Here is a 14,880-nt window from a genome sequence, read left to right on the forward strand (position 1 = left end):
CTAGTTGTTTTACATGCCATGATGCTTATTTTGACAATATTATTTATTGATGATAAGGACAAAATTGAAAATTTGAATACGGCTACATAACTATATGCTAACTACTTCCCCAAGGAATTATTTTATCAGAAACCAGCTAAATTTTATTATTTTATTTAATTTTTATATCAGTATCGGATAAAACTTCAATAACAGTTTCATTACATGACTTCATTGTAACCCCACCTTCACAGTCATTTTGCATAATAAGAAGAACACGCAGCCCTGCAGAGGACACATATTCCAGTTTAGAACAATCGATGAACACACAGTCAAAAGCATTATCTTCCATAATCTTTTCATAAATAGCAAGAAGCTTAGGCGCGCTTAATGTATCCAAATTTCCTGATAAAATTAAATTAAGCATATCTCCATCAGTTGATACCTCTGCATTAAAAGATCCAGTACCGGTATCAGGAATATCCTCCTTAACTGATTCATCAACCGTAATCTTCCATATGCATACTCTCTTAAGGCCTTCCTTAATTTGAGCCACAATTTTGGGATCCGCATTTTCTAAACTTTTAAACTCCGGCACATGTTCTGCATATGGAATTCTCTCCAGTTTAAATCCTTTAGATGCAATATAATTAATTGCATTGTTCATATTTTCCTCAACATCTCCTACGACACGAATATTCATTGAATTCTGTACGACCGTTGCATCAGATTTGTCTTCTATTCTATATCTCATCTGATACATAAGTTCTCTTGTTCGGCATCCATAGAAAGCTTTCATTATCAAAACGTAGAGAAGGGATATCTCCGGGTCAAGAGTAATCCAATATCCGCCATGCTCTGCAAGAATCTTTCTAATATTATCACACATGGCATCCATCTCGGAATCTGTAAGATACATCAGGAGCCCTTCTGTCGTTATGCATACCTTCCCTTCAATCTTGTCAAATGCAGAATTAAGGGAGAGATAATTAGTTGCATCCACACCTTCAAAATAGACAAGCTTTTTTTGATCTTCATCCAGCAATGACATGATGGCAGGTTCAATTTCATTAATTGTTGCAGGAAGATCCATTCCAACATATTTATTGCCGCTTTTTGCAAATTCAAGGGCTCTCGGCGTGAACCCACATGGCAAGTCAACCACTGTAAATCCTGATTGCATAGCAAGGTTTCCACTGGTAAAGTACCTTACATCCATAATAATGCTGTTAATGAAAAGGTCATCCCCATCGGCCTTGACTGTCTTACTGTCTTGCGTATCCTCCCGGGTAAGATTCAGCCTTTCGGCTAGGGCCTTGGCATCACCATGACCTGCAGCAGCCAACTGAAAAAGAGTCATTCTGGCCGTATTAAATACAGGATTCGTTCTTTCCAATAAGTCCTGGCCAATTTCTATTCCTTCAAAATTAAACGTATTGTCCATAATCTTTCCTAATTATTCATCTTTTTGATAGTCAATAATCGCAAATATCCTTTTGATGCTTGAAAATGCAGTTTCAATAGAAGCCATTGAGGTGCTTAGTTTCTTAATAGGTTTAGTCAGTAACTGTCCATACATGATAACCGCCAATAGAGTTCCCAGCTGTATTTCACCAACTGATAAAAAGTAAACGCCAGCCATATAAACGGTTATATTACTTGCATTTGTTAAAAAGGTTGTAACAGGCTCCATAATATTAGTAACATTTCTGGATTTGGTATAATAGTCAATTACAGTTTGATTAAGTTTTTTAAACCCTATTTCATGGAATGAATCACGATTTGAAAGCCCTCTTTCAAAATAACTCATCAATCGGCCCAAATGCTTTTGATGACCATCAAAATAAGCTTTGGATTTATAATCACATAAATAAAAGGAAATGACATAAACCGGCAATATCGCCAGATAAATTAAGCTCAATCTAAAGTCTGTCATCATCATCAATACTATTACAAGAACTATCGATATGATTTGGGCATAAATTTCTGAAAATTTGGAAGAGACGAACTCCCTGATGTTCATCACATCATTGTTTAATCTGGACATGATGAGACCCTTTGAGTTTTCCTGAATGAAACCTGGTCCGACAGCATCAATCTTGTCAAATAATTTCATTCTCAAATTATAGGCCACTTTTTCACCGGTAATCCCCATGATTCTTTTCGGAGTCAACTTAAGCAGATATCCGGCAGAATATAATACCAAAAGCAAGGCCAGGTTGATGTAGATGGCAACATCGTTGGATGAATTCACATTGGAACTCAATAAATTAACAGTCTTTCCTGCAACTTTAGGGGCATAAACCATACATAATGTGGATATCATGAGCAAAATCATTGAAATTATTACTTTGGTCCTGTCATCCTTTAATATCAGTGTGAATTTTTGAGAGATTTCTTTTCTTTCAGCCCATATGCCCTTATCCTCCCATGAAACATCTTCCTCTACAATTTCTATTCTTTTTGGATTAGCCGTGTTTTTGGATTTTATGGTTTTATCTTCCAGATTCAGGACTTCCTCCAAACGCACAGAAGTGGCATATGCACGTGGCCACCTGTCAATCAGTGCAGGGACAACAGTCAGGGTACTGACGAAGTAGGCGACATATATAAGAATAATGAATGAATCAACAACACTGTCAGTTTCAAAGCCAATGGTGTATCCGGAATTAACCATTGCAAATGTAATCAGAACAATCGCATATAACCCCCATAATAATATCGGGCCGAGGTAATATTGGCTTAAAATATATTTGACATTCTTATCATAGGAATTCTCACATGCCTTTTCAAATTCCGCTTCATACTCCTGTTTATTAAATGGGATCCTGCCTGCAATATCACTGATTTTAGAGAGAAACATCATGTTTAGCTTCCCATATGTCTTTTTGGCTCTGAAAAATATTTTTACAATCTGTTTCATTCTAAAGATTATGATTATGGCGAGAACGCCGACAGATGACAAGAAGAATAATGCATAAGTTCCGTCAATCAAGGCTATTTCATAAATAATTGCTACGAGTGTAACTGGAATCAGCATTAATTGTGTGAGTATCATCACTATAAATCCCTGTTCTGAGGACATCCCTCTGGTTGACCGTGTAGTTAGCCCTGAAATTTTAAAGTTGGCAATTTCCTCATCAGGCAAGTTCATTAGAATATGAAAAAGTTTCTCACGGACAGTATATGCGGCATTTGAAGCCACTCTTGTTGAGAGAAATGAAATGACATAAATGGCAATCATTGAAATGACTGTATACAGTAACATGTATGATCCTGATTTGACAAGCAACTCGATTTTCTGTTCTTTAACTCCAGTCAAAGCCGCACTGAACAAATCAATTATCTCCATTTGAAAGAATGTCTGAATGATTATCAAAGCGAAAATAATCAATATTGTTTTCCATTGGAATTTTAATGAAACCTTCAAAAACTTTTTCATGATAATGATTTAGTTTTTAAATAATATATTATTGTTGCATCACATTCATGAAACCTGAATATATTCAATATGTACTAAAAAAAGACCAGATTAATTCCTTAAAAAGATTACTTATCTTGGAAACATAGAATATGAAAAATAGTTTGTTGAAATAATATAAAAAGAGGGATTTCAGCAATCCCTTAAAGTGTTTATTCAGCAGGTACGCCGTTGATTAATAATTGGGTTAAGTAGTTTTCTTTTCCAATCATTTTAATTAAGTCTAATTGTTGTTCGCTCCAGCCCATATCCTCTTCTAATTCCCAAATAATTTTCAAAGAGCTTACTCCAATTAAAGAAATACGGCAATGTTGACATCAAATCTAAAATATGTGACAGTAAAATGAAATTCACGGCCACAAGCTTTAATTTTGAACTTTAAGAGAATAATTTTTATTTCAATTAAATAAAGCTCATCCTCTTATTTTGCTCTGATAATAAACATTGTTGTGTCGTCAAATTGTTCTTCATAATTGCAGAATTCTTTAACGTCCTCTTCTATGGATTCTATTATATTATTAACATTATCGTTTTTGTGTTTATTTATAATATCTTTTAGTCTTTCTTGACCATAAAATTCTTTATAATCATCATTGGCTTCTGTCACACCATCAGTATATAAAAATATGGTATCTTCTTTTTTAAATGGGATAATATGTGTTTTATAATCCATATCTTTCATGGCTGCCAATACTAATCCGGGTTTAATATCCATATATTCAAAATCATTATTGTTTAATTTGATTAATGGAGAATTATGGCCTGCATTAACAAATGACAATTCGTTGCTTTTCATATTAATTTTTCCAAGCCAGCAGGTAACAAAATGATCTTCCACATTCTCTTCATAAAGATCATTATTTGTTTTATAAAATGCTTTTGATAAATCATTATACTGCTTTGTATAATCCTGAATTAAGGTCATTGCTTTAACCATTATTAATGCGGCAGATATTCCTTTTCCGCTGACATCTCCAATTACAAATCCAATATTGTCTTCATCTATTTGGAAATAATCGTAAAAGTCTCCCCCTACCTGACGGGCAGCTTTCATTGTTCCCCAAAGTTCAAACTTGTCTCTGTTTTCACTAAATTTATCCTTGAATTCATCAAAATCTTTTGGAATCATTGAATTTTGAATATCGCTGGCCAATTTCAGTTCAGTTTCATATCTTTCTTTTTCAGAGGTTACTTTTTTTAAGTTTTGTACGTGTTTTATCACATCATATTCCATATCTCGCAATGAATCAATCAGTATTCTTATTTCGTTATTTACCTTGATTTTTTCCAATTTTTCCCCATGTTTTGAATGGTCTTCAATTGTTGTAATACCTTCAGTCATGATTTCAGATACCTTATTCAATGGTTTTGTTACATTTTTTTCTAAGTAATATAAGTAAAACACTAGTGGAATTGATATTATGATAAATAAATACATGGTAGTTCTGGTGATATTTAAATAGTTTTCACTGTAGCCCAAACCCAAAATGTAATCCATAATTACTATCACACTTGAGATAATCAAGATTAACAATACTATGGAAATATTTACTTTTGAAAATAGGTTTGGTGCAATATTGTGTTTAATTTTGAAAATATCTCCATCATATGGCTTTAATAAATAAATTATAAGAAATATAGTGATAACTAGCATTAATATGCCATAATTTGAATCTAGGAAAAATGTTTGAAGTAATCCTATAGTGAAGAACAATATTAAAAAAATAGGATATATTTTTTTAGGTAAAAACTGTTTAAATTGTATTCTTGGAATATACATTGGTATTTCGAAGTAATTAATAACATATGTGGATATTATAACAAAAAAGAAATTGAATATTGATGAAATAACATCAAATTTAAACCCATAGTTTATTACATCTGCACTGATAAAATGAATGAAAATCAATAGTACTAGGGCATATAGTGAGAATATGATGAATAATTTAATTAAATAATATAATCCTGGAAAATTCGGACATTCCAATCCATTTTTATTCATAATTGAGTACCATAATTTCCATATCGTAAAATTGCAGATAAAAAAGACGAATATGATTAATAAATTTAATAAAATGGATTCTGGATGGGACATCATCAAATAAATAAATTCCACCAGTGCAAATCCTAAAATTGCAAAAGGCCCAAAAATTAAACTTAAAACTGGGAGTATCATTATGTGAATGTCTCCCAATTGGGGGAAAATTCTGGAGAGTCCAAAAAGAATTGTAGTTAAAACAATTGAGAATAATACAATAAATTTCCTTGATTTAAAAAGTTCCCTTTTATTTTCCACTATTCTCACATCCATTATATCTGATTATTAACATTGCCATATCATCAAATTGATTTTCATTATTGCAGTATTCATATACTTCATTCTTAATTTTTTCGAGTAATTCATTTGGATTTTCATTTTTATATTTATTTATAGTTTCTTTTAAACGGTCACTGCCAAAGAATCCATCGTAGTTATTATTTGCCTTTGTAATTCCATCAGTATATAAAAATATTGAATCACCAGGGTTTAAACTTAATTCCTGATCGTCATATGTCATTCCATCCCTTAATCCCAGAACAGAATTGGGATTAGTATCTAAATATTCAAAACTTTTGTTTTTTTCTTTAAACAATGGTTTCTCATGGCCGGAATTTACAAAAGTTAGTTTTCCAGTCTTTATATTTAATTTTCCAAACCAGGATGTGACAAATAAATTTTCTTCATTCCTTTGACAGGACAAATCATTGACATTTTCATAAAATTCCTTAAGATTATCGTGGGATTTACTGTGATTTCTAATCAGATACATGGCCTTAACCATAAATAATGTTGCAGGGATTCCTTTTCCGCTGACATCCCCAATTACAAATCCTATATGTTCATCGTCTATGTCAAAATAGTCATAAAAGTCTCCACCAACTTCTTTTGCAGGATTCATAAACGCAGAAATTTCAAAGGGTTTATCTTTAGAAAATTCATTAAAATCAGTTTTTAACATATGTGTTTGGATATTATTTGCAACATTGAACTCGGTTTCAATTCTTTCTTTTTCAATAGTCGTTTTTTTAATTTCAGATAAATAATTTTCAATAGATTTCATCATTTCGACAAAAGATTTAACTAATTTGGAGATTTCATCATCCCTTTTGCTGTATCTTTCCAATCTTTTGCTTAGTTCAGTATTTTCTTCCACTACTTTATTCTTTTTATATGCATCTAAAGCACTTATTAAATCATAGATTGGATTTGTTAGAATTTTTTCGATATTGGTAATGTGATATATTAAAAAGATTAAAACTAATGCACTTCCATAAGCGATAGCAATCATATATGCAAAATTGATATCCTTAACCCAATTTCCAGTAAGATGTTGAATTAATAATGTAAGTGTATCGAAGTTTGCATATGTCACTATAGCTAATACCACTAAAAATATCAGGATTATCTGTTCGATAATTGAATAATTCGTCCATTTGCTTTCAATATTTGTATCAAGTTTATTTAAAACAAATAATGCTGCAGTGATTAGGAATATTAAAAGAAAGATCATGTTCACAAGAGTATTGTCAAAAGATGTGGCTAAAATTACAATCGTATAAACGACCATAAGTATAAACATTACTGCGAAATAGTCGTGTTTAATATTAATTCCCTTAATTAGATTTTTTGGAGTTTGCAATGGGATTTTAAATATATTAAAGAGACTGATGAGCAATAAACCGAAGATTATTCCAAAGTTAAACATGTCTAAGAAATATGAAAATACATTAATTGCTGTTGTTAATGGATACAGATAGCCCAATGGAGGGTATGCTTTAAGTGCGATATTAACAAAACACCAATAACAAATAGAAATGATGAATATTATTTTAATGAATTTTAAAATATTTTCTGTCGAATCAAATTTAGGGGTGCTCACTGATTTTCTATTGAATTTAGTATACCACAGCTTATATGCAATTATAGAAATGAAAAACGTGATTAAAAAGTCAGTAATCGAGGAAGGTAAATCACCGCCAATACTGAGTTCGAAAAAGAACATGGCAAGTGAATGACCTAATGCTCCAACCGGACCAAACATCATAGCAAAAACAGGACCCAGTCCAATATCAGGGACTATAAACCATCCTGCAATAGTCAAGTATCCATATACATAACAACATATTGCTCTAATAGTGAATGTAAATAGGAAAATAAATAGTTTATTATTAAAAAGTTTTTTAAGCATATTCTCAAACTCACCATATTCGAACATTTATAAATTTAATATATCAAATTTAAATTTTTCTTTCTTTAATAATTTATATTCTTATATATTAATAAATTTAATGACTCTTTCAAGAACTTTACAAAAACAAAAAAATTACTCCAAATGTAAATCAATATACTAAAAAAAAACTTATATAAAATATGAACACCTGCTAAAAAAGGCCAAATTAATTCCTAAAAAAAGAATTATTTTCTAAAAATATGGATAGATTACTCTTAATAAAATCATTAAAAATGTTATATTAATTTAATAAAGAAAAAATTTAATATTAATGAGCAATAAATCAAATAACGCTCAAATTATGTACAATGGATTTTGCCCATATACTATACAAAATATTTACTACTTTTTTGCTCTCAAATTATAATATACAACAAAGAGACATATATATTTTTATTACTTTTATTTTTCCAATTATTTCATAAATTTTATTAGTTATTTTATTCGCAATACTTGTAAAACTAATTATTTAACTAAATAACAGACATAATATGCATACTAATTAAAAGAGGCTATGAACATGGTAAATCCTATTGAAATACTCCAATATTGCAGGGGAAGGAAGCGCCGATTTTAAATAGAATAATTGAACCTCTTAATGAAAGGGTAAAAAATTCAAAAAGAAGTATAATACTGCAAGAACGTCATTATTCTAGAACCTATAACTTAAAATCTATAAGGGTAAATTCCTTTTTGAGAATATTCAATTTCAAGCCATCTTTTAAGCAGCTTTTCAGAAATCCCATATTCACCACCTGCAAAACGAATTAAATCCAAATTCTGCAATTTATTCAGTTTATCGCTTAATGAACCTGATTTTACATTTAATTTTCTAGCCAAATCAATTCTTTTCAATGGAGAATCAATCAATGCTATTATTATGTCTTTTTCTTTTGTGGTTAGTCTGTTCCATTCGTTAATCAGATGGCTGACAATGAATGATATATTATTGTCAAATGCATCGATTACATTGTTTTCATCCAATTCCCGATTGGCCGGGAGTTGGCGTGCGAAAATGTTAATGTAATATGGAATGCCTGATGTGCATTTGTAAAATCTTTCAAAACCCTCCTGAGTGAACTTTAACTCAGGTGCCCTTTCTGTGAGGTAATTTTTCGTAGTCTGTTTGGAAAACGGATTGATATTTATTGTCAGCATCCTTCCACCAAATGCACCGTTTTGACCTGCAATTTCAGAGATTAAATTATCCTGCAATCCCATGGATCCGCTTAAAATATATGCAACGTTTCTCTGTTCAGTTACATATCCTCTGAAATTCCATAAAAATGATTCCAGATAAGTATTCAATTCCTTAATGACCTGAAATTCATCAATGATAATTATCATACCGTCGATTTTATCTTTATTGTTGTCATATATTTCCTGAGGCAGTCTAAAAACAAAATCCCTATATCTTTCCAAATCCCTTTCAGTTCCAATAATCGGGATTGGAATGGAAATGTCAAAAGCACTTGCGACAACCACTTCTTTTAATTTGAAATTATTTGTTTTAAAAAATTTATTAATGTGATTTTTTAAAGTGTTTAATCCTTTTAGGTGCGCTTCTTCTATGATTTTTTGATAGTAAAAATCATACAACCCTTTAAGAGACATTTTATTCTTCTGATATGTTTGAGAAACACTGAAATCCATATATACAACAAGATAATTTTCATCCATAAACTGTTTGATCTTATTTAACAGAACAGTTTTTCCCACCCCCCTAATACCTGTCACTAAAATATCTGGCGCATTGTTTTCACTTGTAGAGTTTAAAAGATTTGTCAGATTGCTTATTTCCTGTGTTCTGTTGAAAAATTCTTCATCAGTTAAAACTTTGCTAGTTCCCCAAGGCAAATTAGACATAATATCACCAAAATATAATTAACTTCAAATTAGGTAATAATAAATATGTTAGACCAAGTATATAATAGTTTTTATATTACATAATGAATTTCATGTTACATATAATATGTAATAGATTTTATGTTACATCATATGAAATATGAATAAAAACAATATATAAAACAAATATTTTGCAGCAATATGCGTTACTGCACCCCTAATTTTTTTAATAAGGATGTGTCAAAATTTGATTAACAAATTTATCCTTATTCAATTTTTAAAATTCTTTTTTTATATTCTTCATTTAATTATTAACATCAACAGGAAGAATTTATTATTGGAAAGATTTCATATGGATAAATGAAATAATTGTTTAAAAAAAAGTATTAAAATTATTAAAATAAGATAAAAAAAGGTAATCATGAAGAAAAAAATAATTACCAAAATTCAATGCTCATAATACAAATTTCCTAATGCCAACAACACTTAAGATTATAGCTATTATATAACCAATCAAAGAAATCACAGGCATGTCGAATGCCATTGGCCCGAAAGAAACAGTTGAAGAACCTATTAGAAGTGCACAAATCAATGCAACTATTGAAACCTTATCATTAATGTCAACTTCAAACTTAAATTTCAATTCTTCATTGTCAATCTTGTGAATGGTTCTTGTAAGAAGTTTTGGCAATGCCTGAAGCATGTGTTCATATAGGATTATATTGCTTTTCTTGCCTTTCAAGTACTGCTTAGGATTGACCCTTTGTCTTGCGATTTGTCTGGCAATTGGTTCGACTGATGCGAATACATCAATTTCAGGGTCTAAATTATGTGCAATGGACTCAACAAGCGTTATTCCTCTTGCCATTGTAACCAGTTCATTTGGAAGAATGACACCATACTCCTGCATAAGATCCATCAGTTCTTCTAAAATTCCATCGAAACGATTGAGTTCGACACCGAAGTATCTTCCGAACAAGTCATTCAAGTCTCTTTTCAATGTCATTATTTCAATGTCATAATCCAGAATGTCCATATACATTAATTGATTTATCAAGCCATCAATATCCTGGTCAACCAACAATATCATCAGTTCAGAAAGGTTCTTTTTGAATTCCTCATCAAAGAATCCCATCATACCCAAATCAAGATAACATAAAACATTATCCTCTAAAATCATTATGTTTCCAGGATGTGGGTCTCCATGGAAAAACCCGTCAATGAACAGCTGCTGAAGATATGAATCTAGAACATTTTTTGCCAAAAGCTTTTTATCGAATTCCTCGCTGTCACTTTCATAAACATCATTCAGTTTTGTACCGTCTATGAATTCCATTGTTAAGACTTTTGAAGTGCAGTACTTGGAATATGTGGCCGGAATGTGTATTTCAGGATTATCTACAAAATTCATTTCAATGCGTTGCATATTCATGAATTCATTGTTGTAATCGATTTCCTTGTGAATTGAACGGTCAAATTCCTCCATGATTCCTGGCAAATTTAACTTTCTGAGATTGGGCCTTAATTTATCTGCGCGATTGGCGATATATTTCATTATCCTTATATCAAGGTCGATTTTATCAGTGATACCCTCCTTTTGCACCTTAACTGCAACTCTCTCACCAGTAATCAAGTGGGCTTCATGAACCTGACCTATGGATGCGGTTGCCAAATGTTCATGTGAAAAATCTTCGAATAGCTCATCAATGTTTCCATCAAGTTCCCTTTCGACTATTGCTTTAACCTGGTCATAGGATATTGCAGGATTATCGTCCTGCAGGTTGGCCAGTTCGTTAGCAATTTTTTCACCGACAATATCTGGTCTTGTACTTAATACCTGACCTAACTTAATGAAAGTAGTTCCCAAATCCTGAAGCATTAATCTTAAGTTTACAGGAATTTCATCATCCAGTAAGAGATCAGATGTTTCATCCTCATCATCTTTTTTACGTATTTTGCTTTTAACTGTCTGGGCTAAAATTTCATCGAAACCATATTTTTTTAAAGCTTCCCTAAGTTCACCCAAACGTTCTTTTGTTTTTTTATCCATTTTGTCACACTTTAAAAATTTATATTTGATATGAAATTTATTTTTACTATTATTTAATCATATGAGTTAATCAAATAATTTATCAAAGAATTTACTCGAAATATAAAGTCAATATACTAAAAAGTATATAAAATATAATGCTCTTTTACAAAAAAGACTAAATTAATTCCTTAAAAAAAGACTCCATTTTTAAAAACATCTGAATATTAAACTTAAAAATATCACCAAATAATTTATACTGAGTTAATGAATTAAAAACTTAACATTAACAATTAATAAGTCAAAAAAACTCAAAATAATAATAATTTTATTTTGCCCGTATACTATACAAAATATTTAGTACTTTTAGCTCTTACATTATAATATTTAGTATCATTTCATATAAATAATATTTTGGTGTTTTTAAAGTGGAAATAATAATGTTTTTGAACTATGTGTAGAAAAAGAAGCTATAAAACACATATTAAAGCTAATTGTCATTTAAATTGTCAGTTTATCAAATTAGAAAATTTCGGATAAAATCCAACTAGGCTTCCAATTCGACATCATAGATTGTTTTACATTAACAAATTAATGGCCAACAATATGTAGTAACTTGCTAGGAATAAATAAGAGATAGCAAGCACCATATTTTCAACAGCAAGAATGTCCATTCCTCCAAATTTGATTGGAGTGTTTTAATTGAATTCTCTTTCCACTTCATAAAAACACCTATAGTTAGAAATTATTATATTAGTGTTTTAGAATTCAATATATTCATTCAAAGATATATAAAATTTGTTATTTTTTAAAATAAATATTGTTCTGAGCATATAAAATTGTTTTGACATTAAAATATTGTTTTAATTTAAAATTAGACCGAATAAAAACATTTATATATTTTGATATTTAAAATATTATTTGACATCTTATGATGTTTGGTAGCAAAATGCTAACCTATAGTTATATATGTTGAATAGGGATGTGTCAAAATTTGTTTAACAAATTTATCCTTATTCAATTTTTGAAAGATTAATGGGTCGTTTAGTTTATGGTGAATTTCATTTTGGAAAAATGGAACTAATAGTATCATCAGGTTTGACAGGTTGGGGATGGCCAATGAGGAATGAAGCTAATGTGAATATGTTTTAATCAATATTACTTAAAATTAAATCTAAACGCACTAGCATATAATCTAATAAGATTATAATAATATAAACTATCCAATAATTAACATAAGTTAAAATAAGAAAAAACAATTATAAAACCGCAAAAAAGAATATTAAATTTAAAAATCATTTAAAAATCTTGTTGCCCAGATACTATGCAAAATATTTACTACTTTTAACTTAAACAATATAATATTTTTTGCATACCCCATTCAAAAGAAATTAAATTGAACTATTCATCTTTTTGATAGTCAATAATCGCAAATATCCTTTTGATACTTGAAAATGAGGTTTCAATAGAAGCCATCGAAGTACTTAATTTTTTAATAGGGTTTGTCAATAATTGCCCGTACATAATAACCGCCAATAGGGTTCCCAGCTGTATTTCATTACCCATTAAAAAGTAAATGCCCGCAATATAAACAGTTATATTACTCATATTTGTTAAAAATGTGGTAATAGGCTCCATAATCTTAGCAATGTTTCTGGATTTGATATAATAGCTAGTTACAGTTTGATTGATTTTTTCAAACCCTATTTCATGGAATGAATCACGATCTGCGAGCCCTCTTTCAAAATAGCCCATCATTCGCCCCAAATGCTTTTGATGACCATTGAAATTGGTTTTAGATTTAACATGACATACATATAAGCAAATTGCATAAATCGGCAATATCGCCAGATATACTAAACCCAATCTGAAGTCCGTCATTAAAATCAACACCAATACAAAAGCTATCAACAGAATTTGCGCATAGATTTCAGGAAAGCGAGAAGAGACGAACTCCTTGATGCACATCAAATCGTTGTTTTGTCTAGATAGAATATGGCCTTTCGAATTTTCCTGAATGAATTTGGAACCGACAACATCAATCTTATCAAACAGTTCCATTCTTAAATTATAGGCTACTTTTTCACCAATAATCCCCATGGTTCTCTTCGGAGGTAATTTAAACAAAAAGCCTACAGAATATAAGACAATCAGCAAGGCAATATTAGTGTAAATGGCAATATCGTTGGATGAATTCAAATTAGAAATCAATAAATCAACCGTCTTTCCTGCAACTTTAGGGGCATAAGCCATGCACAATGTAGATACCATAAGCAAGACCATTGATATTATTACCTTGGCCTTATCCTCTTTTAATATTCTGGTGAATTTTTGGGCGATATCTTTTCTTTCCGCCCATATGCCCTTATCCTCTTTGGTAATGTCTTCCTCAACGATTTCTATTCTTTTCAGATCATCATTTGTATTTTTGGATTTTATGATTTTATCTTCCAAATCAAAGATGTCCTCTAAAAGCACTGAATTGGTATATGCACTTGGCCATATATCAATAAATGCCGGAATAACCGTCAAGGTAGAAATGAAGTAGGCAATATATATCAGAATTATCAATGAATCAACTACACTGTCGGTCTCAAAGCCGATGGAGTATCCAGAATTAACCATCGCCAATGTAATCAGAACAAGAATATATAAACCCCATAATAACACTGGCCCGAGGTAATATTGACTTGAAATATACTTGACGCTTATATCATATGACTCCTCACATGCCTTTTCAAATTCCGCTTCCGCCTCAGGTTTATTAAATGGAATCTTGTTGGCTATATTAGTTATTTTGGATAGTAATAATCGGTTTAGTTTTCCATATGTCTTTTTGATTTTAAAGAATATTTCTGAAAATTGTTTCAATCTCCAAAATAGGATTCCGGCAAGAATGCTGATAAATCCCAAGAAGAACAGCGCATAAGTCCCATCAATCAATGCTATTTCATATAGAATTGCTATGAACGTGAATGGAATCAGCATTAACTGTTCGAGTACCATCACTATAAATCCCTGTTCTATGGACATCGATCTTGTTGACCAGGTGATTAGCGCTGTAAGTTTAAATTTGCCAATTTCCTCATCAGACAAGTTCATTAGAATATGAAAGATTTTCTCACGGATATTGGATGTTGCATTTGAAGATACCCTTACCGAGAGACGAGAAACAGCATACATACAAATCATTGAAAGGACTGTGAATATTACCATATATAATCCTGATTTAAAAAGCAAATCGATATTCTGATTTTTAACTCCAGTCAACGCAT

At 30.8% G+C, this 14,880-nt stretch carries 8 protein-coding genes; all 8 read right to left on the minus strand.

What is annotated here, in order from left to right; all coding sequences use genetic code 11:
- Window positions 1-151 precede the first annotated feature (151 nt).
- A complete protein-coding gene (locus tag ACJMLO_RS05330; RefSeq protein ID WP_405294652.1) occupies window positions 152-1,423 on the minus strand; it encodes an STAS domain-containing protein in 1,272 nt (423 codons plus the stop codon).
- Between the two features lie 12 nt (window positions 1,424-1,435).
- Entirely contained in the window at window positions 1,436-3,421 is a 1,986-nt protein-coding gene (locus tag ACJMLO_RS05335) for an ABC transporter transmembrane domain-containing protein (RefSeq protein WP_405294654.1), read from the minus strand.
- 191 nt (window positions 3,422-3,612) lie between these two features.
- A complete protein-coding gene (locus tag ACJMLO_RS05340) occupies window positions 3,613-3,738 on the minus strand; it encodes a hypothetical protein (protein ID WP_405294656.1) in 126 nt (41 codons plus the stop codon).
- Window positions 3,739-3,881: 143 nt separating this feature from the next.
- Window positions 3,882-5,756 carry a SpoIIE family protein phosphatase gene (locus ACJMLO_RS05345; RefSeq protein WP_405294658.1) on the minus strand — a complete coding sequence of 625 codons (1,875 nt, stop codon included), beginning with the start codon at window positions 5,754-5,756 and terminating at the stop codon, window positions 3,882-3,884.
- Window positions 5,746-7,689, minus strand: coding sequence for a SpoIIE family protein phosphatase (locus ACJMLO_RS05350; protein ID WP_405294660.1), 1,944 nt, complete (start codon window positions 7,687-7,689; stop codon window positions 5,746-5,748). The genes ACJMLO_RS05345 and ACJMLO_RS05350 overlap by 11 nt, the downstream gene beginning before the upstream one ends.
- A 708-nt stretch (window positions 7,690-8,397) precedes the next feature.
- On the minus strand, window positions 8,398-9,597 hold the full coding sequence (locus ACJMLO_RS05355; RefSeq protein ID WP_405294662.1) for an ATP-binding protein: 1,200 nt from the start codon (window positions 9,595-9,597) through the stop codon (window positions 8,398-8,400).
- Window positions 9,598-10,030: 433 nt separating this feature from the next.
- Window positions 10,031-11,626 (minus strand): ABC1 kinase family protein, encoded by a 1,596-nt coding sequence (locus tag ACJMLO_RS05360; RefSeq protein ID WP_405294664.1) that lies wholly within the window; start codon window positions 11,624-11,626, stop codon window positions 10,031-10,033.
- Between the two features lie 1,380 nt (window positions 11,627-13,006).
- A partial coding sequence (locus tag ACJMLO_RS05365; RefSeq protein ID WP_405294666.1) for an ABC transporter transmembrane domain-containing protein occupies window positions 13,007-14,880 on the minus strand: 1,874 nt, incomplete at its 5' end.

The organism is Methanobrevibacter sp. (assembly GCF_045120835.1).
GTDB lineage: Archaea > Methanobacteriota > Methanobacteria > Methanobacteriales > Methanobacteriaceae > Methanocatella.